At 64.4% G+C, this 25,738-nt stretch carries 22 protein-coding genes; 11 read left to right on the top strand and 11 right to left on the bottom strand.

Annotated features, from left to right (window positions below):
* Positions 1 to 53: 53 nt before the first annotated feature.
* From DSM104635_RS11200 to DSM104635_RS11190, 3 genes are all read right to left on the bottom strand, one after another.
* Positions 54 to 1,433 (bottom strand): M48 family metalloprotease, encoded by a 1,380-nt coding sequence (locus DSM104635_RS11200; RefSeq protein WP_158766279.1) that lies wholly within the window; start codon positions 1,431 to 1,433, stop codon positions 54 to 56.
* 86 nt (positions 1,434 to 1,519) lie between these two features.
* Entirely contained in the window at positions 1,520 to 3,841 is a 2,322-nt protein-coding gene (locus DSM104635_RS11195) for an Rne/Rng family ribonuclease (RefSeq protein WP_158766278.1), read from the bottom strand.
* Positions 3,842 to 4,251: 410 nt separating this feature from the next.
* The gene (locus DSM104635_RS11190) at positions 4,252 to 5,523 is read right to left on the bottom strand and encodes a hypothetical protein (RefSeq protein WP_158766277.1); all 1,272 of its coding nucleotides are present in this window, start codon (positions 5,521 to 5,523) and stop codon (positions 4,252 to 4,254) included.
* Between the two features lie 147 nt (positions 5,524 to 5,670).
* Here DSM104635_RS11190 and DSM104635_RS11185 point away from each other — a divergent pair, with 147 nt between their 5' ends.
* From DSM104635_RS11185 to DSM104635_RS11155, 7 genes are all read left to right on the top strand, one after another.
* Positions 5,671 to 6,816, top strand: a complete 1,146-nt coding sequence (locus tag DSM104635_RS11185) for an N-acetylmuramoyl-L-alanine amidase (RefSeq protein ID WP_158766276.1) — start codon at positions 5,671 to 5,673, stop codon at positions 6,814 to 6,816.
* Positions 6,817 to 6,921: 105 nt separating this feature from the next.
* Positions 6,922 to 9,510, top strand: coding sequence for a penicillin-binding protein 1A (locus DSM104635_RS11180; protein ID WP_158766275.1), 2,589 nt, complete (start codon positions 6,922 to 6,924; stop codon positions 9,508 to 9,510).
* A 56-nt stretch (positions 9,511 to 9,566) separates the two neighbouring features.
* A protein-coding gene (prfB, locus tag DSM104635_RS11175; protein WP_158766274.1) for a peptide chain release factor 2 occupies positions 9,567 to 10,698 on the top strand; the annotation gives its coding sequence in 2 pieces (ribosomal slippage) (positions 9,567 to 9,635 and positions 9,637 to 10,698; 1,131 coding nt in all).
* An 18-nt stretch (positions 10,699 to 10,716) separates the two neighbouring features.
* The gene (locus tag DSM104635_RS11170) at positions 10,717 to 11,712 is read left to right on the top strand and encodes a hypothetical protein (RefSeq protein ID WP_158766273.1); all 996 of its coding nucleotides are present in this window, start codon (positions 10,717 to 10,719) and stop codon (positions 11,710 to 11,712) included.
* Positions 11,713 to 11,755: 43 nt separating this feature from the next.
* The gene (locus DSM104635_RS11165) at positions 11,756 to 12,325 is read left to right on the top strand and encodes an SRPBCC family protein (RefSeq protein ID WP_158766272.1); all 570 of its coding nucleotides are present in this window, start codon (positions 11,756 to 11,758) and stop codon (positions 12,323 to 12,325) included.
* Positions 12,325 to 12,927 (top strand): TetR/AcrR family transcriptional regulator, encoded by a 603-nt coding sequence (locus DSM104635_RS11160; protein ID WP_158766271.1) that lies wholly within the window; start codon positions 12,325 to 12,327, stop codon positions 12,925 to 12,927. Before DSM104635_RS11165 ends, DSM104635_RS11160 begins: the two co-directional genes overlap by 1 nt.
* Positions 12,928 to 12,949: 22 nt before the next feature.
* On the top strand, positions 12,950 to 13,339 hold the full coding sequence (locus DSM104635_RS11155; RefSeq protein ID WP_158766270.1) for a DUF1761 domain-containing protein: 390 nt from the start codon (positions 12,950 to 12,952) through the stop codon (positions 13,337 to 13,339).
* Between the two features lie 5 nt (positions 13,340 to 13,344).
* On the opposite strand, the gene DSM104635_RS11150 is transcribed toward DSM104635_RS11155, so the two are convergent.
* The 4 genes from DSM104635_RS11150 to bcp all read right to left on the bottom strand — a co-directional run bounded on the left by DSM104635_RS11150 (position 13,345) and on the right by bcp (position 16,798).
* Complete coding sequence (locus tag DSM104635_RS11150) at positions 13,345 to 14,082, bottom strand: hypothetical protein (RefSeq protein WP_158766269.1); 738 nt, start codon at positions 14,080 to 14,082, stop codon at positions 13,345 to 13,347.
* A gap of 277 nt (positions 14,083 to 14,359) precedes the next feature.
* On the bottom strand, positions 14,360 to 14,878 hold the full coding sequence (locus DSM104635_RS11145) for a bactofilin family protein (protein ID WP_158766268.1): 519 nt from the start codon (positions 14,876 to 14,878) through the stop codon (positions 14,360 to 14,362).
* Between the two features lie 19 nt (positions 14,879 to 14,897).
* Positions 14,898 to 16,136, bottom strand: a complete 1,239-nt coding sequence (locus DSM104635_RS11140; protein ID WP_158766267.1) for a peptidoglycan DD-metalloendopeptidase family protein — start codon at positions 16,134 to 16,136, stop codon at positions 14,898 to 14,900.
* A gap of 182 nt (positions 16,137 to 16,318) precedes the next feature.
* Positions 16,319 to 16,798, bottom strand: a complete 480-nt coding sequence (gene bcp, locus DSM104635_RS11135) for a thioredoxin-dependent thiol peroxidase (RefSeq protein ID WP_228445659.1) — start codon at positions 16,796 to 16,798, stop codon at positions 16,319 to 16,321.
* A 129-nt stretch (positions 16,799 to 16,927) separates the two neighbouring features.
* Here bcp and DSM104635_RS11130 point away from each other — a divergent pair, with 129 nt between their 5' ends.
* Together DSM104635_RS11130 and DSM104635_RS11125 are read left to right on the top strand one after the other, a co-directional pair.
* Positions 16,928 to 20,488, top strand: a complete 3,561-nt coding sequence (locus DSM104635_RS11130) for a YhdP family protein (RefSeq protein ID WP_158766265.1) — start codon at positions 16,928 to 16,930, stop codon at positions 20,486 to 20,488.
* A gap of 68 nt (positions 20,489 to 20,556) precedes the next feature.
* Entirely contained in the window at positions 20,557 to 21,057 is a 501-nt protein-coding gene (locus tag DSM104635_RS11125) for a hypothetical protein (RefSeq protein WP_158766264.1), read from the top strand.
* A gap of 64 nt (positions 21,058 to 21,121) precedes the next feature.
* Here DSM104635_RS11125 and tyrS read toward each other — a convergent pair whose 3' ends face one another.
* On the bottom strand, positions 21,122 to 22,375 hold the full coding sequence (gene tyrS, locus DSM104635_RS11120; RefSeq protein WP_158766263.1) for a tyrosine--tRNA ligase: 1,254 nt from the start codon (positions 22,373 to 22,375) through the stop codon (positions 21,122 to 21,124).
* Positions 22,376 to 22,577: 202 nt separating this feature from the next.
* Between tyrS and DSM104635_RS11115 the strand changes: the two genes are divergently transcribed.
* Positions 22,578 to 23,099, top strand: coding sequence for a DOMON-like domain-containing protein (locus DSM104635_RS11115; RefSeq protein WP_158766262.1), 522 nt, complete (start codon positions 22,578 to 22,580; stop codon positions 23,097 to 23,099).
* Complete coding sequence (locus DSM104635_RS11110) at positions 23,096 to 24,301, top strand: exo-beta-N-acetylmuramidase NamZ family protein (RefSeq protein WP_158766261.1); 1,206 nt, start codon at positions 23,096 to 23,098, stop codon at positions 24,299 to 24,301. The genes DSM104635_RS11115 and DSM104635_RS11110 overlap by 4 nt, the downstream gene beginning before the upstream one ends.
* A gap of 22 nt (positions 24,302 to 24,323) precedes the next feature.
* Here DSM104635_RS11110 and DSM104635_RS11105 read toward each other — a convergent pair whose 3' ends face one another.
* The 3 genes from DSM104635_RS11105 to DSM104635_RS11095 all read right to left on the bottom strand — a co-directional run bounded on the left by DSM104635_RS11105 (position 24,324) and on the right by DSM104635_RS11095 (position 25,730).
* Positions 24,324 to 24,740: a hypothetical protein gene (locus DSM104635_RS11105; RefSeq protein ID WP_158766260.1), complete on the bottom strand. Its 417-nt coding sequence runs from the start codon at positions 24,738 to 24,740 to the stop codon at positions 24,324 to 24,326.
* Positions 24,741 to 24,827: 87 nt separating this feature from the next.
* Positions 24,828 to 25,172, bottom strand: a complete 345-nt coding sequence (locus DSM104635_RS11100; protein ID WP_158766259.1) for a hypothetical protein — start codon at positions 25,170 to 25,172, stop codon at positions 24,828 to 24,830.
* A gap of 9 nt (positions 25,173 to 25,181) precedes the next feature.
* A complete protein-coding gene (locus DSM104635_RS11095; RefSeq protein ID WP_158766258.1) occupies positions 25,182 to 25,730 on the bottom strand; it encodes an ActR/PrrA/RegA family redox response regulator transcription factor in 549 nt (182 codons plus the stop codon).
* Between the last annotated feature and the right edge of the window lie 8 nt (positions 25,731 to 25,738).

The raw sequence follows: 25,738 nt of genomic DNA, 5'->3' as shown, positions 1-25,738 counted from the left end.
CAGAATTGCGCTGAGGACATGACCGCTCCGCGCTCGCCGCGCAAGCGTTTGCGCTAGCGGCGGCGCTCGCGGTCCATGTCGCGGATCTGCGTCGATGAGAACGTCACGATGTCCACCGAGCGCTGATAGGATGGCGTGTTGCGCGCCAACCCACGGCGCGCCCGCTCGGCGAAGTTGAGCGCCGCCGGGAAGTTGCCGATCGCGAAATTTTGTTCGGCGGAGGCGAGCTCGGCCAGGGATTCGTTGCCCTGCTGGTTCCGCGCTTGCGCCAATTCGCGCCACGCAAAGGCGTTGTCGGGTTCGCGGTCGATCGCGGCTTGCAGCAGCGGCACGGCCGCGTCCGCGCCAGCACGGCCACGTGCGGCCGTCAGCGCGCGCGCCAGATTGATTTGCAGCAGCGGCTGGTTCGGCGCCAGATCGTTGGAGCGCTGGTGGTACGGGATCGATTCCTCGGCGCGTCCGTTCTCGAACAGGATCTGGCCCATCAGCTCCTGGAAGTAGGCGTTGTTGGGATCCTCGGCGATCAGCACGTTCAGTTCACCGCGCGCCAAGTCGAGCTGCGAGGCGCGATAATACGCCACCGCCCGCGCATACCGCGCCGGCTGCGAGGTGTCGCTGGTCGGATAACGCGAGAGCGTCTGCGCCTCGGTGCGCAGGAAGCCGACGAGCTTGGCTTGCATGAACGCAAAGCGGCGCAAATTCTCCGCCGAGTCCGTCGCGTCATGGTGCGGTTGCTCTTCGACTCTCACGCGCAGCGATTCGACGCGGTCGGACGAATAGGGGTGTGTGATCAGATACGGCGGGGCGCGGCGCATCATGAATTCGTAGGGCCGCATGTTCTCGTTGAAGAAATCGACGAGGCCCTGGCCGGATTGGCCCGTCCGTTCGAGGTACTGCATCGCCGCCTGGTCAGCGGCCGATTCCTGCACTTGCGTGTGGCGCACATAATTGCCCATTGCGAAGGCCTGCGAGCCCGAGATGAGGGCAGCGCCTGCGTCCGGCGCGCCGGCGGCGATGGCGAGCACGCCCAGGCCGATCGAGATCAGCGACACCCCCATCGATTGGCCGATCGCTTCGCGCGAACGCGCCAAGTGACCGCCGGCGATATGGCCGGTTTCGTGCGCGAGCACGCCGAGCAATTCGTTTGGGTTGTCCGCGGCCAGGATCAGCCCGGTGTGGACGAAGATGTTCTGACCGTTGGAGACGAACGCGTTAATCGAGTCGTCGTTGATGATGTAGAGGTCGATGTCCGCCGGGGTGAGACCGGCGGCGGTCAACAGCGGCGCTGTATAGACGTGAAGCGAATCCTCGATCTCGGCGTCGCGGATCATCGATTGCGCTGACGCGTCGCTGACCGACAAAAGCACAGCGGCACTCGCCGCCGCCGCAAAGCCTGCGCAAGTTTTCAGCGCATGGGAAAGTGACGCGGCCATACCCGCTCCTTGGATGCCGTCCAGACGTTACAGCGTTTGAAGCCACGCTTTAAGGCGCCAGCAAGGCCAGCCGCCTTAGCGCTTGGTCATCCGCCCTTCTTCGCCCAACGCGAGAACCGCGACAGGAATTTGTCGCGCCGCTCCTGGTCAGGCTCGTAGTCGATCGACGACTCGTCAAACCGCGGCGGCGGCTCTTCCACCGTGCCGGGCTGTGGCGCGATTTCGGCCGCCATAGCGATGGGCGCTGGCGTAGGCTCAGGCGCTGTTTCCATGGCCTGATGCACGATCACTTCGGCTTCCGCGTGGGTTTCTTCGGGCTGCTCGCGTTCGGGCCGGTCTGACCGGTGCGCGGCCCCGTTGCGTCCGCGCGGCTCTGGACGAGGCGAGAGGTGCTTCAGGTCCGCGCCCACGAAATCGAGCCATTCGCCGCCGTCCACTTCGTACACGCGCCGGCCGCGGCCACGGCCGCGACGGCGGCGCTTGCCGTTGCGTCCACGCTCGGCGCGTTCACGTTCGGGACGCTCGGCGCGCACTTCGCGCGCGACGACAGGTTGCGCCTCCTCTTCCTCGCCGCCTTCACGCGGCTCAGCTGGCTCGCCCTCACGGCGGCGTCTGCCGCCCCGGCGTCCGCGACGGCGGCGTCCGCGCTTGTCGTCGCTATCGGCATCGCTCGCCGCGACTTGTTTTGGCAGTTCGGCGTCAGCGTCGGCGTCTTCCTCGGCTTCGTCTTCGATCTCTTCGATCTCGGCGTCGAGTTCTTCTTCCGCCGCTTCGACTGCCGCCCTGCCGCGCCGCACTGGCGTCGCCTCGGCCCCGACTTCCTCTTCCTCGAAGGTGTCTGCGCCGATGTTGATCTCGAAATCGCCGGACGTCATGCCGGACGCGCCCGAGATACGCACGCGGACGTGGCGATGCGCTTCCATCACAGCGAGCGACTCGCGCTTTTCGTTCAGCAGGTAGAGGGCGACTTCCGTTGCGGTGCGCGCTTCGATGGTGTGGTTCTTCTGCTTGGCGCTGGCTTCATCCAGCGCGCGGAGCAGGGCGAGCGCGGCGGATTCCACCGAGCGTACGCGGCCTGCGCCTTGGCAGACTTCGCAAACGTGGCTGGTGCCTTCCAGCACGCCGGTGCGGCGGCGCTGACGGGACAGCTCAAGCAAGCCGAAGCCGCTGATCTTGCCCATCTGCACGCGAGCGCGATCGAAGCGGAGATTGTCCTTCATCCGCTTTTCAACGACGCGATCGTTCTTCGGCTCCTCCATGTCGATGAAGTCGATAACGATCAGCCCGGCCAGATCGCGCAGACGCATTTGCCGGGCCGCTTCGTCGGCGGCCTCGCAATTGGTCTTGAACGCGGTTTGTTCGATGTTGCGCTCGCGCGTGGAGCGGCCGGAGTTCACATCGATCGCGACCAAGGCTTCCGCTTGGTTGATCACGATGTAGCCGCCGCTCTTCAGATGCACGATTGGCGAATAGATCGAATCCAGCTGCTGGTCGACGCCGTGCTTGGCGAAGATCGGTGTTTCGTCCTTCCACAGATGCACGCGCTTGGCGTGCGACGGCATCAGCATCCGCACGAAGTCTTTGGCTTCCTTGTAGGCGCCTTCGCCATCGACGTGAATTTCATCGACGTCTTTGTCGTAGAGATCGCGGATCGCGCGTTTTACCAGCGAGCTTTCCTCGTAGATCAACGCCGGCGCCACGCTCTTCAGCGTTTCGTCGCGGATGGTTTCCCACGCGCGCGAGAGATATTCGTAGTCGCGCTTGATCTCGGTCTTGGTGCGCTTGGCGCCCGCGGTGCGGATGATGAGGCCCTGGCCTTGTGGCACTTCGAGGTCCTGCGCGATTTTCTTCAGACGCTTGCGGTCGGTCGCTTGCGTGATCTTGCGCGAGATGCCGCCACCACGGCCGGTGTTCGGCATCAGCACGCAATAGCGGCCGGCGAGCGAGAGATACGTCGTGAGAGCCGCGCCTTTGTTGCCGCGCTCTTCCTTCACAACCTGCACCAGCATGATCTGCCGACGGCGGATCACTTCCTGGATCTTGTAGCGGCGCGTCAGGATGCGGCGACGGCGCTCATCGAGCGCGTCGTCATCTTCATCAGCCTTCTCGGCTTCGGCTTCCGCTTCGGCGAGCTCCGCCTTGATCGATTCCTGATCGGCGTGCGGGATCGCGTAATAGTCGGGGTGGATTTCGGAGAAGGCCAGGAAGCCGTGGCGGTTGCCGCCGTACTCAACGAACGCTGCCTGCAGCGACGGCTCAACGCGCGTCACCTTCGCCAGGTAAATGTTGCCTCTGAGTTGCTTCCGGTTCTGTGTCTCGAAGTCGAAATCTTCAACGATTTTTCCGTCGAGCACCGCGACCCGGGTTTCTTCCGGGTGGGCAGCGTCGATCAGCATGGTCTTGGCCATAAATAAGGGCTCCGGTCGCGCGGCGCGCACAAGCTTCCGAGCGTCCGGAGAGATCCGGGGCGGAGGCGGCGAGGCGGCGCGAATTCAAGTGAATAGATTGAGCCTCGGACGCGACCGGGCGAACGGCGCAGAAGCGGCCGGCTCCCAAATCAAACGCAACGAGGTTCATACGTGGCTCCAAAGTACGCCGCTTGCGGGCGGCGCTTACGCTCCGGTGCGAACGTGTCTTTTGGTCCGAAAACCGGCGCCAAAAGCGCCGCGGGGCCAGACGCCGATCCGCGAGGCGGGAGCGCGCCGGGCGCTCTTGAGGACGCTCCTCAGGCGGCGCACGCGGCGATGAGCGGCACCATGCATGATTTGTGTTGCGAAAGAAAGCACTGCGAGCCGGAACGATGAGGTAAATGGCTACCTTAAGGCGCCTCTACAATGCTGCGCGCGCCGGTTTGATCGGGCGGCAGCACGTAAAGACCGGGTCGGGCGGAAAGCGCCCAACCGGGGCCGCTCAGGCCATCTGGGCCAGGATTAGCCACCACGATCTGCGTGAAGTCGCTAGAAATTAGCGCGCCTTCGGTTGCTCTCAACTCACCCCAGGCATCCCGAACCGTAAGGGTTCGGTAGACGCTACCCAGGCCATCGATCGGGGTGACCTGTTCTGGATCGAACTCCATCTGCATGCGCGCCACGTTCAAGACGAGCCGAGGCCCCGCGCCATACTGGGCGCGAAAAGCCGCCACCACCACCGCGCGCTCCTGGGCCCGGGTGCGCTCTTCGGCGGCGATGGCGTCCCCGCCATAGCGGGCGGCAAGCCGGATGAAGGTCTCGGGGCTGTAGGGGTCGGGACGGACCGCGACGTTTAGCAAGTCACCTGGCGAGGCCTCGCCAAGCGCGCCGCGCCATGTCGGGCGATTTTCGTCGAGCAGAAGGCCGTAGGCGGGGCCGCTCGCGTAGGCGTAAGAGCGCGCCAATGCGTCATGACGATCATAGCGATCGAGCGTGCGCGCCGCATAAAGATCTGCCGCCGCGCCGCTGCCGGCGCCGAGCCTAACACCGGTGTAGGACGCCAAACCCTCGTTACGGTCCAAGCTCGCTTCGGCATAAGGCGCGTTCAAAAACTCTGCGAGGCGCATGTTGCGGAAGAACATGGCGTCCCGCGCCGCGCGACGCCGGGGCGCGCTTCGGGAGCGCATGGCCGTCGCTAGCGCGCGAAATTCCAGGCGCATCAGCAAGCGGCCGCGTTCGGTCTCGAGATGAGCGTTGTCAGCCCCGCGCGCGGTTAGACCGAGCGAGTCTTGGGCGCGATGCCAGGCCTCATGCGCGATCAGCACCCGGCGCTCGGTGGCGTCCTCCGGTAACGGGGCCATAACCATGATCCAGCGGACGCCGTCCCACGCGACCGTGGAATTGGCCACGGGCACGCTGGCGGGCAGGGCTCCACTCCAGCCAGAACCTGAGAACCGGAACGTCCCGTCCTGATCCGGCTGCGTCGCCCACGCTTGCCGGGTGGCAGGATCGACCACGATGAGGGGTCCGCAGAGGTCTGCGCCCCAAAGGGTGGCGCGGTCGGCCTCGCACATCTGGCGGAGTTCGATGGCGGCGCTGGACGCCAATAGGGTGTCTTGCGCGCCCGCGGGCGCGGCAAGGCCCACTAAGGCCGCGACGAGCACTCCTCCCAGGCTCCGCATGAACGTACTTTCAGGCGCCTATTCCCTAGCGCAAGCCTGTTCGCGACGGACGCTGTGTCACGACTGCGTCACCAGCTGTGGTTACCATCAGATTCACCTTCCTTTTCAACTCGATATCAAGCCGGAACGGTTAGTTTCTCGGCGTTCATGAATATCAGCCGCCGCACCCTTTTGACCGCTGGCGCCACGACCCTTATGGGCGCGGCGGTGAGCGGCAACGCCTGGGCCGATGTCCCGGCGGCGGTGCGTGGCGTGCTGGTTCAGGCTTCCGGAGCCTCTAGCCGGGTAACGATCGCGCTCGATCGCCCTGCCACGGCGCGCACTTTCTTTTTGGCCGATCCGCATCGCTTCGTGATCGATCTCGCCAACACGACGTTGGCATTGCCCGGCACGAGCGGCGAAGGTCCGGGTGGCGGGGTTGTCCGCCGTTATCGCTACGCGCCGCGGCCCGATGGGATTTCGCGGCTGGTGCTCGACCTTGAAGCGCCAGCGAGCCTGATGCGCCAAGAATTGGGTGGGCGCCGTTCGCCCGAAGTGAGCTTCGATCTTGCGCCGAATGCGCCGTTCGTGGCCGCGCCGCAGCCTGTTGAGCGTCCTGGCCGTAGCGCCCAACGCCGCACCATTGTGATCGACGCCGGCCATGGCGGTCGCGATCCGGGCGCTGTGGGCGTGACCGGTGTGCGCGAAAAGGATGTGGTTCTCGATGCGGCGTTGAAACTGCGGGACGCATTGGAATCGCGGGGCAATTACCGCGTTCGCCTGACGCGTGACGCCGACAATTTCATTCCGCTTGAGCAGCGCGTGCAATTCTCACGTGCGCAGAACGCTGACCTCTTCATCTCGGTGCACGCCGACGCGAACCACAATCGCGAAACCCAAGGCGCTTCCGTCTACACGCTCTCGGAGCGCGGCGAAGCACGGGCGCAGGGCATGATGAATGCGCAGAACTGGGATCTCGATCTGGGCGATGCGCCGCGCCAAGGCGTGACGCACGATATTCTAGTCGATCTGGCTCAGCGCGAGACGACCAATCGTTCGGCCCAATTCGCGCAGGTGGTTATCCCCCGGCTCGGCGAAGTCGCGCCGCTGCTGCGCAACACGCATCGCAATGCGGGGCTGTTCGTGTTGCTGGCGCCGGATGTTCCGGCGGTGCTGATTGAGACTGGGTTTCTCAGCAACGTCACGGACGAGCGCCGGCTTTCCGACCCGAACGCCCGTGAACGCATGGCCAACGCCATGGCGGGCGCCGTGGACGCGTATTTTGCCGCGCCGCAGACCTACGCAAGCGCCTAAAATCGGCGCGAATCTTACGCTAATGTCAGCCGCTGAGTGACACTGCTCGGGCCATAATCGCGCCTCATTAGGGGGCGACCCCGGGCCGATTTCCAAAGCGCAAGAATGCGGGGCGCAATGCTGCGAGACGATCCCTACGCCGACCACGAAGATCGCCGCTGGAGCCGGCGCGATCGCGATGACGACGATTATCGCGAACCGCGCAGCGGTCCGCCATGGCGGAAGATTCTCGTTGGCCTCGGCATCTTCGCAGCCGTGTGCTTCGTGCTTGTGGTGGGCTTCATCATCGCGGCGCTGCAAGGCTTGCCGTCGCTTGCCGATCTTGAAGACTACACGCCGCCGGTGACGAGCCGCGTGCACGCCGGCGACGGCGCGTTGGTTGCGGAGTTCGCGCGCGAACAGCGCGTGTTTGTGCCGATCGAACAGATTCCAGATCACGTGAAGAACGCGTTCGTCGCTGTCGAAGACGCGCGCTTCTTTGAACACTCGGGCTTGGACTATCAGGGCTTGGCGCGCGCCGTGTTGCGCATTCCACTCGATGTGATCCAAGGCAATCGCGTTCAGGGCGCTTCCACGATCACGCAACAGGTTGCGGGCAACATGCTGACGGGCCGCGCCGCGGCTTGCTCCGGCGGTATTGGCGGCTTGTTCTGCGCGCTTTGGACGAAGTTGCGCGAAGGTCTGGTCGCGCAACGTATCGAGCGCGTGCTCGATAAGGAGCGCATTCTCGAGCTCTATCTGAACCAGATTTATCTGGGCAACCGCGCTTTCGGCGTCGCCGCTGCGTCGCTCAACTATTTCAACAAGCCGCTCTCGGAGCTCACGGTTTCGGAAGCAGCGTATCTCGCGATCCTGCCGAAGGGCCCTGCCAACTATCAGCTGCCGCGCAATCACGACCGCGCCATTGATCGCCGCAACTACGCGATCTCGCGGATGCTTGAGCGCGGCTACATCAATCAAGAGCAAGCGACCGAAGCGCGCGCCGCCGACCTGACGGTGACGAACCGTCTTGCGGGCGATCAGTTCGTGGCTGCGTCGCACTTCGTGGAAGAAGTCCGCCGCCAGATCGAAAGCCAGTACGGCGAAGACGCGCTCTACAATGGTGGCCTCTCGATCCGCTCCACCATCGATACGCGTTTGCAGCTTGCTGCCGCGCGTTCGCTGCGTGCGGGCTTGGAATCCTACGACCGCCGCTATTCGTGGCGTGGTCCGCTCGGCGCTGGCGATCCCTCCGGCGATGTGCAAGCGCAATTGCGCGAGGCCACAGCGCCGCCGCAGCTTTCGAGCTGGGTGCGGGCGATGGTCACCGCGACGGGCAGTGGCGCTATCACGCTGACGGATGAAAATGGCCAGACCGGCCGCTTGAGCGACAACGACGCGCAATGGGCCGCCCAAGGCGCACGTCGCGAAGCGTCTCGAGCGCTGACCCGTGGCGCGATCGTCTATGCGGCGCGTGCCACGAACGGGCGCTATAATCTGAAGCAAGTGCCGGAGATACAGGGCGCACTGGTCGCGATGGATCCGCACACTGGCCGCGTGCTGGCGATGGTCGGCGGCTATTCGTTCAACGACGCGAACGGCTTGAATCGCGCCACGCAGGCGATGCGTCAGCCCGGTTCGTCGTTCAAGCCGATCGTTTATGCGGCGGCGCTCGACTTTGGTTTGACGCCATCGACGTTGATCGATGACGGCCCGCTTGCGATCGAAGCGGGCGACGGCACCAATTGGTCGCCGGAAAACTATTCGCGCGAATATTACGGTCCGACGACCTTGCGCCGCGGTTTGGAATTGTCGCGGAACGCGATGACGGCGCGGGTGGCTTACGAAATGGGGCCCGAGCGCGTGCTCGATTATGGCCGCCGCATGGGCGTCTATGGCGATGACACGAGTGCGGTGTTTGCGCTCGCGCTTGGCTCTGGCGAAACCACTTTGATGCGGATGACGACGGCCTACGGCATGTTCGTCAATGGCGGCCGGCGTATTCAGCCGATCATCATTGACCGTATCCAAGATCGCACCGGTCACAGCGTCTTCCGCCGCGATCAACGCACCTGCGCTGAGTGCAACGCCGAATGGCGTCGTGGCATGTCGGCGCCCTCGCTGCCGGATACGCGCGAACAGGTGCTCGATGCGGTCACCGCCTATCAGATCGTCTCGATGAGCGAAGGCGTGGTTCAACGCGGCACCGCGACGGTGATCGCCGACCTCGGCTTCCCGCTCGGCGGCAAGACCGGCACCACCAACGACTACAAGGACGCCTGGTTCATCGGCTATTCGCCGGACCTCGTGGTCGGTGTTTGGGCCGGCTTCGATACGCCGCGCGATATGGGCGAAGGCGAGACCGGCGGACGCATTGCGGCGCCGATCTTCCGCGATTTCATGCGCGAAGCGTTGCGTGAGAGCCAGCCGACGCCGTTCCGGATTCCCGCCGGCGTGCGTCTGGTGCGCGTGGATACGCAAACCGGCTTGCTGCCGAACGCGGCCTCGACCTCGACCATCCTGGAGGCGTTCCGGCCGGATACGGAGCCGACGCGCGATGTGGCGGCGTCACCGTTCGTGTTCGGCGGCACCGATCCGATTGATCCGCGCGTGCTCTCTGGCGTTACCGCGAGCTACGGCAACGAGCGCGAACGCCAGCAGGAGCAGCGCGAGCTGCAAGAGCAGCAGTCCGAGGATTTGGGCGGGCTTTACTAGCGCTCGCCCGAAGCATCGCTTATCTAGCCCCTCGAAGAACACGAGGGACTTGAGACATGCGCGCCGAAATCGCTGCTCTGGCTGAACAGATCCAATCCGCCGTCGCTTTGCTGCGGAGGCGTCTTTGACTGGGATCGCGCCGTCGTCCGATTTGACGAACTGACTGCACTCTCGGAGCGTCCGGATTTCTGGAACGATCCGGCAAAAGCCCAAAAGCTGATGCGCGAGCGCACCAAGCTCGAAGCGGGGATGGCCAACATCACCGTGCTCGAGCGCGATGTGCGCGATTCGCTCGAGCTGGCCGAGATGGCTGAAGCCGAAGGCGACGAGAGCTTGATAAACGAAGCGCAGGCGACGTTGGAAGCGGCGCAAGCGCGTGCGGCGAAGGCCGAGCTTGAGGCGCTGCTCTCCGGCGAGGCTGACAGCAACGACGCTTATATCGAGTTCAATTCCGGCGCCGGCGGCACCGAGAGCCAGGATTGGACCGAGATGTTGCTGCGCATGTATTTGCGCTGGGCCAATGCGCGTGGATTCAAAGCTGACCTGTTGGAAGAGCAAGGCGGCGATACGGCCGGCATCAAGTCGGCGACGATTTTGGTGCAGGGCGAAAATGCGTATGGCTGGCTGAAGACCGAAGCCGGCGTGCATCGGCTGGTGCGGATTTCGCCGTACGACTCTAACGCGCGCCGGCACACCTCGTTTGCGAGCGTTTGGATATACCCGAAGATCGATGACTCGATTGTGGTCGAGATTCTCGACAAGGACGTGCGCACCGATACCTATCGCGCCTCCGGCGCTGGCGGTCAGCACATCAACAAGACGGATTCCGCTGTTCGCCTGACGCACATCCCGACGGGCATTGTGGTCGCCTGTCAGGCGGAACGGTCGCAGCACAAGAACCGGGCAGCGGCTTGGGACATGCTGCGGGCGCGGCTCTACGAGGCCGAACTGGCCAAGCGCGAAGCGGCGGCGCAACAGCTGGAGGACAGCAAAACCGAGATCGGCTGGGGAAGGCAGATCAGGTCTTACGTGCTGCAGCCGTATCAGATGGTCAAAGACTTGCGGACCGGTGTTGAAACGTCTGACACTCAGGGCGTGCTGAATGGCGACCTCGACCAGTTTATGGCGGCGTCGCTCGCCGCACGGGTGAGTGGAGCGGGCGAAACAGCGGTGGAGGACATCGACTAAGGTGTCAGGCTGGGGGCGATGAGTGAGACGCTTGTCATTGCGGAGCCAGGGGGCTGGCTGGCTGAACATCAGCGCGAGCATTGCTCGGGCGAAAGCGCGCTTGAGACCTACCAAGGCTTGATCGCTGACGAGATCGTGCTGCCGCGAAGTGCGGCCGACGCGCGCGATCCGAAGCTTCTTGTCGAAGCCGCCAATGCTTGGGCCGAGGCGATGCAGAAGCAGGCCTTCTTCATCGCCGGCGAATACGCGCCGGAAGCGGTGTGGGGTTTCTTTGCGCATGATTATGTGACCGACGCTTTGGCGCACGGGCACGCGCATTACTTTATGATGCGCGGCGGCGATGCGGTGGCGTTGGAGTGCTGCGGCTTGGCGCTGAAAAGCATGGTCGCCGATCCGCACTTCGAGTTGTTCCAGTTCATGGTGCGGCTGAAGCGGGCGGACGCGAAGAGCGCGAAAAAGCTCGCTGTACAGAAGGGTTATCGCAGTGCCGCGGCGGCGTTCGCGGATCTGGATCGGCGCTTGGTGGCGCTTGAGAAAAAAGAACCGCTGATGCTGCGTCACAAGGCGTGGCTGAAGAGCTTGCGGAAGGTAAAGTTCGCGCCGGACGCAGAGGTGGCTCAGCACGTCGAACGCCTCGCTGCGCTCAACCCGCTGCGTGCGCGCCGCCAGCAAGAGAACGCGCGGGTTCGCGCGGATCAGATGCAGCGTGTGCCGGCGTTCGCTTCGATCGCGTCGCTCTGTGATATGGCCGGGCTGCGCTTTTCGGACTTCTCGCGCAGTGGGCCGATCGAGATGCGGAGTATCTGGCCGGAGGGGCCGAAGAAGAGCGGCTACGCGTATCGCGTGGATACGCAGCACGGCCCGCGGGCGGCGGTGTTTTATGTTGAGGGCGGGCTGTTCAAACGAAGGTTGGCGGTGCTGCTGGAGCGGGGACAGGCATTGCCGTTGGGTTCGCTTTCGCTCGGGAAGGCGGACTTTGAGGCGGTTGCGCCGGCGGTTCGCAAAGGCTCTTGACTGAACGTTCAACTCCGTTGAATGATCGTTCAACGGAGGCGTCATGCACGGACTTTCTGCGATCTTTGCTTTGGCATTCGCGTGTTTCGCGGCGCCGGTTCATGCGCAAGAGGTCACGCGCTGCGATGGCGGCGAGCGGGTGCTTTGCCATGAGATTGTGGTGGCGGCGCCAGCGGCCGAGGTTTGGCGGCTGATCTCCACCGCCGAAGGCTTCAGCACATGGGCCGCGCCCGTTGTGGCGATTGATCTGCGCGTCGGCGGCGCGTTTGAGTCTTCGTACAATCGCAACGCGCGGATCGGCGATGCGGGAAACATCCACAATCGCGTGGTGGCGTTCGCGCCGGAGACGCTGCTGGTGATCCAGATCGCCGACGCGCCGCCGGGTTTTCCGCACGGCGCTGAAGCGCGTGAGTTGACGACGGTGATGGCGGTTGAGCCCGTTGATGCGACGCACGCGCGGCTTCGTGTTTCGATGATGGGCTTTCGCGAGGGCGAGGCGTTTGATGCGCTGTTCGCGTTCTTTGACCGCGGCAACGCTTGGACTTTGCAGAAATTGAATGAGCGCGTGATGACCGGGCCGGTCGATTGGGCGCGGCAAGAAGGGGCGCGGTGATGCCGACGGCGCGAGAAAAGATCGTGGGGGCGGCGATGGAGCTGTTTTGGCTGAAGGGCTACAATTCCACTTCGGTGGCGGATTTGCTGAGCCGCACGCAGCTGAATTCCGGCAGCCTCTATCACGTGTTTCCGTCGAAGCAGGACGTGCTGGTCGGCGTGCTGGAAGCGTATCGCGACGGCATCGAGGAGATGCTGTTGGCGCCGGCCTGGAAGGGCGTCGATGATCCGATCGAGAAGATTTTCGCGCTGCTGGCGCTCTATCGCACCATGATCGTCGAGACCGATTGCACCTATGGCTGCCCGATCGGGTCGTTGGCGCTTGAGCTGCACGAGCCTGATCCGCAGGTGCGCGATCTGATCGCGGTGAATTTCGAGAACTGGACCAAGGCGATCGAGGGTTGCCTGACCGACGCCGGCAAACGCCTTCCGCCGCGCACGGATAAGCGCGCGCTCGCGCAGTTTGTACTGACGGCGATGGAAGGCGGCGTGATGCAGGCGCGGACGCACCGCGACGTTGGCTATTTCGATCGCGCCGTGAAGCAGTTGCGGGCGCACTTCGACATGCTGGAAGCGATGGCGAAAACCAAAGCGCGCGGCTGAGCGCGAGCGAGAGGGGAGCGTCATGGAGATCAACTGGTTCGCGGTGGTGCTGGCGGCGTTGTCGTCGTTTCCGGTGGGCTTCGTTTGGTATGGGCCGCTGTTCGGTAAGGCGTGGGCGGCTGAAGTTGGGATGACGGACGAGAAGGCGAAGTCGGGCAATCCGGCGATCGTGTTCGGCGGTGCGTTTGTGTTGGCGCTGATCCAGGCTTCGACGTTTGCGATGTTTCTTGGACCGGTGCGCAATCCGGAAGCGGCTTTGTATGGGTTGTGCGCCGGGCTGTGCTGGGTCGGCGCGGCGTTTGGCGTGCAGTATTTGTTTGAGCGCAAGAGTGTCAGGCTCGCGCTCATCAATGCGGGATACAACGCCGTCGCGTTTACGCTGATCGGCGCGATTGTTGGGGCGTGGAAGTAAGGCGTTCAACTTGAGTCGAGTTCGGGTTTTGCGCGGTCGATGTGTGCGTCGAGTTCGACGCGCGTGTCTTCGTCGAGGCGGTGTTCGAAATCGGTTGGTTTGTGGAGCACCGTTGCGATGAGGCGCGGAAGGGCGCGGAGACGGCGTGCGAGACGGCGCGCGTAGGGCGCGGGGTTGTTGTAGACGCGCAGCAGCGCTTCGAAGCGCTCGGCGATGGGCCAGGCGGAGTGGAACTTTGCTCCCCCGCGAGCGGGGGAGCTGTCACGCGACGCGTGACTGAGGGTGCGGTGCGGGGCGAAGGCGTCTAACGCCTGCGCGGGTGCGCCCCCTTCGTCATTGGCTTTGCCAATGACACTTCCCCCGCAAGCGGGGGAAGATGGGAAGCAGCGGAAGCTGACGCGCCACGTCTCTGGTTCGTTGGCGAAGAACTCCACGCGCTTGCGCTCGCGCGCATAATGCCGGCTGGACCCGCCTTCGCTGAAGCTTCGGCGGGCAAGCGCCGGCGCTCCGCAACTGCCGCAGTCGAGCGCGCTGGCTTCGATCAGAAGCAAATGACGGAGGAAGGCTTCGGCGACGCGAAGCCAGGAGAGGATGAGGGCGTGGGTTTTGGTCGTGAGTGTGTGGTCGGCGGCGAGATCTTGTGGCGCGCCGAAGAGGTTGAAGAGCGTGGTGATGAACGCGCCGGCGCTGCGCCAGAGGGGGAGGGGCGCGGTGCGGGTGTCGGGGGCGGCGGTGGTTGTCACGGGCGCGAGTATGCGGGCGGTGAGAAGTCGGTCGGATTGATTGGCGCGAAAGCTTGCAAGTCGGAGCGCGGGGCTCCAGCCCGCTTGGCTGCAAACGCTTGGGTGCGCGGCGAAAATGCGCGCCTGGAGGCGCGCGCTCCAACCTGCGAAAGCTTGGGCGACTCGGTCGGATAGAGCGGGGTCTATCCCACAAAAAAAGCCGGCGAGGGCGCCGGTGGTCCATAAAGAAAAAGGCCCGGTTTGCACCGGGCCTTTCCGAATTTGGTTTGCAGCGACCTTAGTTCGAACCGGTGACGATCACGCCTGAGACCATGCGGTCGTCGTTGGAGGCTTCGCCGAACACCGAGTTGCCGCCGCCGAACGCTGAGCGCTCGGTCGGTTGAACGATTTGCGGTTGCGCCGGAGCGCCGGGGCCGGACTGCGAGAGCGGGTCTTGCAGGTAGCGGCACTGCCCCTCGAACACCGCGCCCATCTCGACGGAGAGCGATTGGTGGACGATGTCGCCAAGCACATGAGCGTTGCGGGCCAGCATGACTTTGCGCGCGCGCACCGAACCCTCGACGCGGCCGTGGACGGTCACGCTTTCGCTGACCATGTCGCCCTTGACCATGCCGGTATCGCCGACGGTGACAGAACCGCCGCGCACGTTGCCTTCGATTTCGCCATCAACTTGCAGCTCGGCGCCGTCGGCTTCGATCGTGCCGGTGATCTTCACGCCATTGGCGATGATCGACGCGATGCCGCTGCGGGTGGTCGAGGAACGGCGTTGAACGGGGGCTTCAGGAAGTGCTGGCAAGTTGGAATCCGTACGTGAATTACCCTTGTTCGTGAACATGCCGGCCAGCCCTCAAAAAGTTGACAGGATCCACCGCCCTGCCGCGGAACCACACTTCATAGTGAAGGTGGGTCGCCGTGCTTCTGCCCGTGGAACCCATCGAACCGACGCGTTGGCCAATCGCAACGCGATCGCCGCGTTGGACTTGGATGTCGCGAAGGTGTCCGTAGCGAGTCTTGAAGCCGTGCCCGTGGTCGATCTCGACCGTATAGCCGTAACCAGAACGAGTGCCAGCGAAGACCACAGTGCCAGGCGAGGTGGCCACGACCGGCGCGCGCTCGAAGGCGGCTAGGTCGAGGCCGGAATGGAAAGCGGCGCGGCCGTTGAATGGGTCGATGCGCTGGCCGTAGCCGGAGGTCTCGCGGTAATCGACGGCCACAGGCGCTGCGAGCGGCGTTGCGCCGGCGATGGCGCCGAGGCGGCGCGATTCGCCGATCCGGGCGGCCACTTGGGCGACGCGGCTGGAGAAGGCGGGGTTCAGACCCGAGTCGCGCAGGTAGGCGACGAAGTCTTGCGGAACCAGCGGGCCGCCAGCGGCGGTGTCAGCGTCCGGGCCGGTCAGGCTGGCCATGGAGACGCCGGTAAGGCGCAGAACGCCGCGGGTCTGCTCGGAGCGCTCGACCACTTGGTCTTCCAGCTCGGCCAGGGTGTGATCCTGGTCGGCCTCGAGACGGTCATCGCGGCCGACGCGATAGCCTACTGTCGTGACCTGATATGGCTCAGAGGTGATGGCGCGGGATTGGCGCGGCTCGGCCTCGTCGATCGAGGCGGCCATGATGATGCGGGCGCCGTCACGCTCGATCGGGCGGGCCGCTGCGAGCTGGAGGCTGGTGCCGCCGGCATATTCGAGCAGGGAGCGCAGCACTTCGTGGCGGCTCTCGAACTCGGCGGTGGCTTGGTCGAACTGGCGGGTGCGCTCTTGCAGCTGAGCCTGGGCGGCCGAAGCCTGGGCGCGGGATTCGTTGAGCCAACGGTCGTATTTGGCGCGTTCGCGCTCAATTTCGGCGTTGGAGGCTGTGGCTTGCGGGCCTTCCAGCAAGGTGTTGGCGGTCGCGTAAACGCACCAACCGGCAAAGCCCACAGCGCTCAGCGCCAGCAGGGCCTGCTTGCCTGGAGACAAGGAAACGTAACGGACAGTCCCCCCGCTACGATGGTAAATCTGACGTTCCGGGAACATGCGGTCGAAAAACGCCCGCGCCCGCGATCCGAATTGGCTCATTGAACCGCCACCGCCGCTACTCAGCTAAACAAAATCTCGCTTAGCCCCACCTCAACCATCCAAACCTGAAACGCTCTCCAATTGCAACAGTCGGTAACGGCCGTTTACAGAGATTTCAGGGTTGTTAACGACGTCTATGCGAGAACCGCGCCGTAACCTCGCCCTTTATAGTAAAAACACCCTTATTTTTGGGCCTTGGCGTTAACGTCTTTCAGAACGTCTTCCACATGTCCTGGCACCCGCACCTTTCGCCAGACACGGGAGATGACGCCCTTCGAGTCGAGCAGGAAAGTCGCCCGTTCTATCCCCATGAACTTGCGTCCATAGAGCGTCTTCTCGACCCAGACCCCGTAGCGCTCGCAGACCGCGCCGTCCTCGTCGGAGGCAAGGATCAGGTCTAGCCCGTGTTTAGCCGCGAACTTGTGATGCTTTGCGACGCTATCGCGGGATATGCCGACCACCGTGACCTTGGCGGCTTTGAACGCCTTGGCCTTTTCAGTGAAGTTTAGCGCTTCTGTTGTACAACCAGGCGTGTCGTCCTTCGGATAGAAGTAAACGACTGCTTGCTTGCCCTTCAGGCTGGCCAAGCTGACGGCGCCTCCCCCCGCCGTCGGCAGATCAAACGGGGGCGCGGGGTCTCCGGGTTTGAGTACTTTCGCCAAGACGGGCCTCCACGGCGCCGGCCCTCGGGCCGTCGGGCGCGCACACGACTGCGCGAGCGCTGGGGCTTTGCTTTGCTTCAAAATCATTGTTCGCGCTAGAGTTTCGCGCGGGGCGTTGGAGACGTGCGGATGATACGCCGCTCGACGCTTATTGCTGTCGAGATCCTGTTGGGCCTGGTCGCCGCCTTGGTGATCGGGGTCGCCTTGGCGTGGTGGCGGCTGAGCCAAGGGCCGATCGAACTCAACGCCATCCGCGACCACGTCGAGGCCGAGCTTTCGGCTGCGCGCTCGGGCCGGCCGGTTGGCATCGAGAACGTGGAGCTGGCGTGGGCCAGGAACGCGCTTGAGCTGCGGGCGGTTGGGTTGACGGTGGAAGATGGGCGCGGCGGCGTGCTGTCGCGGGTCGAGCGGGCGCGGATCGAGCTTAACGTGCTGCCCCTGCTGATCGGGCGCATTTCGCTGCAGCGCGCTGAATTTGAAGGCGGTCAGCTGACATTTACGCGCAAACCGAACGGCGCACTGCACATCGCATTGGGACCCGAGGGCGCGCCGGCCGACATCATCCTGCCGACGACGAACTTGAACGAGACGATGGAGCAACGCGTGGCGCGCGTGCTCGACAGCATGGAAGCGGCGTTCAGACCGGTGGGTCCGGGCGGCGGCTTGCGTGAGCTTTCCGTGCGGGGCGCGCTGCTGACGATTATCGACGAAGGCGGCGGCGGGCGCTGGACGGCGGATGCGGCGAATTTTGAATTGGCGCGGCGCGGGCGATCGTTAGCACTTGTCGCCGACGCGCGGCTTGAGGGCCCCGATGGCCTGGCGCCGGCAACGCTGCGGATTTCCACGGACACGCGCTTTCAAGCGGCGGTGGTCGACTTTGGCGCCGAGAACGTGCGACCGCGTGCGTTGTTCTCGCCGGCTGCGTTGGGACCGTTCGCGGGCCTCGATGCGCCGATGACGGCGAACATCTCGATCGGGCTCGATCGTGAGGCCGGCGTGAACCGGTTCGAAGGCGATGTCGCGCTGGGGCGTGGCTCGGCGGAGATGGGCGACGGGCGCTTCACCGTCGAAGGCGGCGGCTTCCATGGCCGCTACGACATCGAGAGCGACGAACTCATCATCGACCAGCTCGCGCTGAACGGCGGACGCACGCGTGTCGGCGGCGAAGTGAGGGTGCGCGACGTGTCGGCGATCATGCGGGCTGCGCCGAACGAGCCGGCGGCGTTCAACATTTCGCTGCCGTCGATGCGGCTTGAAGTGCCCGGCACATTCTCGCAACCGATTGCGTTTTCGAACGTGCAAGTGGTGGGCTCGATTGTCAGCGCCGAGCGCAGCATCAATTTCACGACGCTGACCGCGCAAACCGGTGAAGCGACGATCACGGCTGCTGGGCGCGTCTATTGGGCCGAAGCCGGTGTGGGTGAGAACCGCCGCATGCGGCCGGGCATCGAGATGCAGGGCCAGATCGCTGGACCGCTCGATGCGCGCACGGTCGCGCATGTGTGGCCGATGGGGCTGGGCGAAGGCGCGCGGGCGTTTCTGGAACGCACGCTGCAGAGCGGACGCGTCACGGATACCGTGGCGCGGCTTGATATCCGGCCTTCGGATTTCGCCGCGGGCATCTGGCGCGATGAAGCCGTGGACGTGCGCTTCAACGTGACGGGCGGCGCGATGCGCTTCATCTCGACGATGTCGCCGGTGACGGATGCGCGTGGCTCGGGCGTGCTGCGCGGCAACAGCTTCCAGATGACGATCCCGGAAGCGCGCATGAACGGGATGGCGATCAGCAACGCGCGTATCGACATTCCCCGCTTCAAGCCGCGCGGCGAGATGGCGACGATCTCGGCGCGTGTCGATGGCGCGGCGCGCAATCTGCTGGAAGTGCTGCTGCAGGAGCCGATTGGGCTGGGCGATCGGCTGCCGATCGATGTCGCGAGTGCTACGGGGCGCGGCAGCGTCAATATCCGCATGCAGCGGCCGATGCAGAACGAGGCGCCGTTTGAGGTGTGGCGCTTCAATGTCGACGGCACGATCCGCGACTTCGCCGGCAACATGACGACGCGGCGTGTGGCGCTGAGCCAAGGCCAACTGACAGTGCGCGGCGATCAGCGCGCGGTGACGGTGTCGGGTCCGATCCGGGCTGGAACGTCAGCGATTCAGAACGTGCGCTGGACTGAGCACATTGGGCAACGGGGACGCAATCCAGGCGCTTCGTCGGAGTATCAAATCTCCGGTGATTTCGACGCCGACGACCTGGAGCGGCTTGGCTATTCGGTGGCGGAGTACGCCCAAGGACGCATCGGCGTCACCGTGACGGGCCAGGGCCGTGGCTTCGATGTCGACAATGCGCGGATCGATCTCGATCTGACGCGCGCGGCGGTGGAGACCCCGTGGTCGTTCTGGAGCAAGCGCGCGGGCGTCGCGGCCCAAGCGCGTTTCGTGGTGCAGCGCCAGACCGACGGAACGCTCGAGTTCAACAATATCGACGCGCGCGGCGCCGGGCTGACGGCGCAGGGCCGGATGCGGCTGACGCGCGACAACAGGATTATCGAAGTCGATCTAACACGGCTGGCGATCGAAGGCCGCTCCGACGCGCGTTTGACGGCGGCGCGCGCTGCGGATGGCGGGCTCGATATCGCGGTGCGTGGCGCGCTGTTCGATGCTGCGCCGTTCATGGGCTCGGGCGATGACGAGCCGCAAGCCGCGGCGACGGCGACGCCGGCGAGCACGCGTGCGCCTGCCGCGAACGCTGAGCCGCCGGTCCGGACGAGCGTGATTGTTGATCGCTTGAAGATGCGCGGTGGCGCGACGTTGAACGATGCGCGCGTGGAGCTGCTGACGGCGCGCGGCGCGTTGCAGACTTTGGTGGCGGAAGGCCGCTCGCCGGGCAACCACGCGTTCTCCTTGGCGTTGGGCGCGCGCTCGACCGATCCGCGTGGCGGGATGCGTTTCCGGTCCGACGATGCGGGCTTCGCAATGCGCGCATTGACCGGCGCGGAGAATGTTGTCGGCGGCACGGCTTCGGCGGATGGCGCGTGGCGGCCGGGGCCGCCGAGCACGGCGCGCTTCACGGTGCGGATGCGCGATTTCCAGGTCGTGCGGCTGCCGGCGATGGCGCGGCTGCTTTCGTCGGCTGGTTCGCTGACGGGCATGGTGGAAATGCTCAACGGCGAAGGCATCGGCTTCAACGCGCTCGATGCTGAGATGACCTACGCCAACAATCGCGTGGCCTTCACCGAGGGCCGCATGGCGGGGCCGTCGCTCGGGCTAACGGGCAGCGGCTCCTATGACATCACGCGCGACAATCTCGATATCGACGGCGTGGTTGCGCCGTCGCCGGTGCTGAACTTGTCGATGCTGAGCGAAGTGCCGGTGATCGGCGATTTGTTGGTGTCGCGCCGGGGCGAAGGCGTGTTTGGGATGACCTATTCGATCAATGGGCATGCGGCTGAGCCGCGCGTCGGCGTCAATCCGGTGTCGGCGCTGACACCGGGAATTCTGCGGCGGATTTTTGAACCGGTGCAGCCGCGCGAACGGCCGGCGTCCACTGGCGGTGCACACGCGCGGGAGGCTGAGGAAGCGCCTGAGGCTGCCGCGGTTGAAGCGCCGGCTAGCGTTCCGGCGTCGGCGGAGCCGCCGCCCACACTGCAGGATGTGTCAGCGCCCGCGGCCGAGGTTGCGGCGCAGTAGCACGGGATCGTGAGTAGCGCTTCGGCGCGAACGCTCCATATTTGATGGATCTCCGTGGAGGTTCGTCCATGCGCATTGCATCTCTTGTCGTGAGCGCGCTGGCGTTCGGCTTTGCCGGCGCGGCTTCGGCTCAAAGCATCCAACCGGTTTCGTATTCGCCTGATTTTCAGGAAGCGCTCGAGGATGATCTCGGCGTCCGCGAAGGGGCGTACCTGAGCGAGACGTTGTCGCGTTATGTGGCGGAGGCGCTGGAAGCGCGCGGCTTGAGCGGGCGCGAGGTGCAGATCGAGCTTTCGATTGTCGACGCCAGGCCGAACCGGCCGACGTTCGAGCAGGCGATGGATCGCCCTGGGCTGGATATTTTCAACTCGATTTCCGTGGGCGGCGCGGAGTTGCGCGGTGTGGTGCGCAATTCGGCGGGCGCCGAGGTGCAGACGGTCGAGCATCGCTACTACTCGCACGATCTCTGGCACGCGCGCTTCAACGCCGACACTTGGGGCGATGCGCGGCGCGCGATGCGGCGCTTTGCGACGAAGGTGGCGGACGCGGTGGCGACGTCGGCTAGCTAAAGTGCGCTGAAGCGTGCGTGGCTAAAATGCGGGGCGGAGCCCCGCGCTCCAACCTGTGGGCGGTCTAGCTCACTTTAAGCAGTGCGTGCTTCTTCTTTCCGAGTGAAAGCTTGATGGCGCCGGCGACGATGTCGGCGGCGCTTAGGCTTGCGTTTTCATCCGTCACGGCGACGTCGTTCACGCGCAGCGCGCCAGCGGCGATGTGGCGTTTGGCTTCGCCGTTGGACGCGACAAGCCCGGTGCGGACGAAGGCCGCGGCGACGCGGAGGCCGTTGAGTTCGGCGGCGGGGATGTCGACCGTGGGGAGATCGTCGCTGCGGACGCCTTGTTCAAAGGTGGCTTGCGCCGCGCCGGCGGCTTTCTCGGCTTCTTCGCGGCCGTGCAGCAGCGCGGTGGCTTCGGTGGCGAGCACTTTCTTGGCGTCGTTGATCTCGGCGCCTTGCAGCGCTTCGAGACGCACGATCTCTTCGAGAGAGAGATCGGTGAAGATTTTCAGGAAGCGGCCGACGTCGGCGTCTTCGCAATTTCGCCAGTACTGCCAGTAGTCGTAGGGGCTCACCATGTCGGCGTTGAGCCAGACAGCGCCTTGTGCGGTCTTGCCCATCTTGGCGCCGGATGCGGTCGTGATGAGCGGCTGGGTGAGGCCGAAGAGTTCGAAGCTTTCCATGCGGCGGCCGAGTTCGACGCCGTTGACGATGTTGCCCCACTGATCGCTGCCGCCCATTTGTAAGCTACAGCCGTAACGCTTCTTCAGTTCGACGAAGTCATAGGCTTGCAGGATCATGTAGTTGAATTCGATGAAGCTCATCGGCTGCTCGCGCTCGAGCCGGAGCTTCACGCTGTCCATCGAGAGCATGCGGTTGACGCTCATGTAGCGGCCAACGGTGCGGAGGAAGTCCAAGTAATTGAGCGGCATCAGCCACTCGGCGTTGTCGACCAGGATGGCGTCGGAAGCGCCTTTGCCGAAGGTGAGGAATTTCGAGAACGTGTCTTTGATCGAGGCGGTGTTCTTGGCGATTTGTTCTTCGCTCAAGAGCTGGCGCATTTCCTCTTTGCCGGAAGGATCGCCGACGCGCGTGGTGCCGCCGCCGAGGAGGACGATTGGCTTGCCGCCGGCTTGCTGCAGGCGGCGGAGGTACATGATCTGGGTGAGGTTGCCGACATGGAGGCTGGGGGCCGTCATGTCGAAACCGATGTAGCCGGTGACGCCCGCGCTCGCGGCTTTATCCAGGCCTTCGAGATCGGTGCACTGATGGAATTGTCCGCGCGCGATCGCGGCGCGGAGGAAATCGGAGCGGACGTCGGCTAGGGTGGTCATAACGGGGCGGCGGATAGCACGATGAAGGACGCAATGCATCCGGACTCGGATGCACAATATCCGTCATCCCGGACGCGCGGAGCGCGATCCGGACCCAGGGTCCGCAAGCCCAGTGTTTGCCCCTGGGTCCCGGCTCTCCCTTCGGTCGGCCGGGATGACGGTGTTGATGGCGGTGTTAAGGACTCTGAATTAGGACAGCGGCGTGGTTCAAGAGCTTATCCGCCACCCCGACACCCTGTGCGACGCCGTCGATCGCATCGACGTGGCCGTCGCGCGGCCGCAGCCGGGGTTGCTGGCGCTGCGTTACACCGTGAGCGGGCGGATTGCGGGCGTGCGGATAGCGCCGCCGACGGAGCCGCTGCGGGCCGATCAGCTTTGGCAGACGACATGCTTTGAAGCGTTCGTGCGCACGGCGCCGGGTGCGGGCTATTACGAGTTCAATCTGGCGCCCTCGACGCAATGGGCGGCGTATCACTTCGTCGGCTATCGCGATGGCATGGCGCTGGCGGAGTTGGCGCCGCCGGCGATCATCACGGGCGCTAACGCGACCCATGTGGATGTTGATGCTCTGATTTATTTGCCGCCGAACTATGAAACTTGGTGGCTCGGGCTGGCGGTGGTGATTGAAGAAACGAGCGGCGCCAAATCGTATTGGGCGCTGAAGCATCCGGCGGGGAAACCGGACTTTCATCACGCTGAAGGCTTTGCGTTGGAGCTGGTATGAAGTTTGGCATCGATCGGTTGCTCGAAGACGCGAGTTTGCGTGCGCCGTTAAAGGGCAAGCGCATGGCGCTGGTGGCGCATCCGGCTTCGGTGACGCGCGATCTCACGCATTCGCTCGATGCGCTGGCGGCATGCGAGGATATTCGTATCACAGCAGCGTTCGGCCCGCAGCACGGCATGCGCGGCGATAAGCAAGACAACATGATGGAGACGGCGGACTACACAGATCCGCTGCACGGCGTGCCGGTGTTTTCGCTGTATGGCGAAGTGCGCAAACCATCGGGCCAGATGATGTCGACGTTCGATGTCGTGTTGATCGATCTGCAGGACGTCGGCTGCCGCATCTACACGTTCATCACCACGCTGCTTTATATGATCGAAGCGTGCGCGAAGGACGGCAAGGAAGTCTGGGTGCTGGATCGGCCCAATCCGGCGGGACGGCCGGTTGAAGGGCTGACGCTTCGGGCGGGCTGGGAGAGCTTTGTCGGCGCGGGGCCGATGCCGATGCGGCACGGGATGACGCTTGGCGAACTCGGGCATTGGTTCATTGAGCACTTCAAGCTCGATGTCGCGTATCGCGTGATTGAGATGGAAGGCTACTTTCCGGATGATGCGCCGGGGTATGGCTGGCCGATTGGTGAGCGCACCTGGATCAATCCTTCGCCGAATGCGCCGAACCTTTGGATGGCGCGCGCTTATGCGGGCACGGTGATGCTCGAAGGCGCGACGTTGAGCGAAGGGCGCGGGACGACGCGGCCGTTGGAATTGTTCGGGGCGCCGGACATTGTCGCGCGCGATGTGATCGCGGAAATGCAGCGGCTGGCGCCGGATTGGCTGCGCGGGTGCAAGCTGCGCGATTGTTATTTCGAGCCGACGTTCCACAAGCACGTGAAGCAGCTCTGCAATGGCGTGCAGATCCATTGCGAGACGCCGGATTATTACGATCACCAGGCGTTCAAGCCGTGGCGGGTGCAGGCGCTTGGTTTCAAGGCGATCCGGCGGCTTTATCCGGACTACGATCTATGGCGCGATTTTCCGTACGAGTACGCGTTTGGGAAATTGCCGATCGATGTGATTAACGGCTCGCCGCTGTTGCGCGAGTGGGTTGATGACGCGAACGCGACGCCGGGTGATCTTGAGGCGATCACGGTGCCGGATGAGCAAGCTTGGCTTGCGACGTGCGCGAAGCATTTGATCTACTAGCGCGGACGGGGCCCCAACTAAGTCACAAGCAACGCACAATCACTGGCGTCGCTCCGCGTTCGACCGTGAACGGGCCGAGTTCCAGCCCCGATGGGACTACGCGCACGCTCAGCGTCATGCGCGAGCCGCTCACTCGGCCCTCGTAATTCGCGGGCAGCACGAGGGCTTCCTCACCGACGCGCTCAGGTCCGCCGTGTCCCGGTGTGTGGGTGCCGCGCACCGAGAAACGGCCCGATGAATCGGGTCGCACGGGCTCGTCTATCGTGCCGGCGGCGCAATCGTATTCAAGCGTTCCGCCCAGTGGCGCCAGCTCCAATGCGACATGCTGACCGCCCCAAGAGCCGGTCAGCGTCTCGCCGGCCCGCGATGGCGCGCCCTGGCATGCGCTGAGGACGATCAGAGCCAACGCACTTGCGACAATGCAAACGTAGCGAGACATTGCTTTCGGCCTTTCCTGGCAGCCGGCGGTCCGACTGCATCCGATCCCTGCGCTCGATCTTCGTAGCTTTTCGCCGGGGGCGGACGTTCAAATACAAGCGTTGAGGTAGACGCAGCTGGCCGCAAACCAAGCCCAAGTCACTGCAAACAACACTCCCGGCGCGCCAAACAGGAAAAGCCAGATCGGCTTGTCGGGCGAGCGACGAACCACCCATAACGTCAACCCCGCCCAGGCGATGAGCAGCGCAAAGGCGATTGGCATGAAGCTATCGCCGAAAAAATCCAAGACGTGCAGTTTCATCCGCGCGGGAAACAGAACACCGAGAGGTAGAAACATCGCAGAGGCAACGAGCCCGGCTGTTATCGATGTTGACTTGCCGACGGTCACAGCGCTCACGTTAGCACGTTCTCCCGCAATGTGCGCTTCGGCCAAGAACAGAAGCTAGCGCGGCGCGCGTTTCGCTAGAATGCGCTGCAATGTACGCCGGTGCATGTTTAGCCGCCGGGCGGTTTCACTGACGTTGTGGCCGCAGAGTTCGTAGACGCGCTGGATGTGCTCCCAGCGGATGCGGTCGGCGGACATGGGATTGTCCGGCGGTTCGGGCGTGGCGTCGGGCGCGGCGAGCAGCGCTTTGACGATGTCTTCGGGATCGGCGGGCTTGGCGAGATAATCGATAGCGCCGGCTTTCACGGCGGCGACGGCGGTGGCGATGGCGCCGTAGCCGGTCAGCATCACGACGCGGCAATCGGGGCGGCTCTTGTTCAGGGTTTCGACGACGGTGAGGCCGGAGCCATCTTCGAGCCGCAGATCGAGCACGGCGTAGGCGGGCGGGGTCTTGGTGGCGATCTCGGTCGCTTCGGCGACGGTGGCGACGGCGTTGACTGCGAAGCCGCGCTGTTCGAGCGCGCGCGCCAGACGCGTGCGGAAGGCCGCATCGTCATCAAGAATGAGGAGAGTTTTTTCGCCTTCGAGGGGCGCTTCGGTGCTCATCTGAAAGT

It is taken from the genome of Terricaulis silvestris, from assembly GCF_009792355.1.
Lineage (GTDB): Bacteria > Pseudomonadota > Alphaproteobacteria > Caulobacterales > Aquidulcibacteraceae > Vitreimonas > Vitreimonas silvestris.
This window is presented reverse-complemented; position numbering and strand designations above follow the sequence as displayed.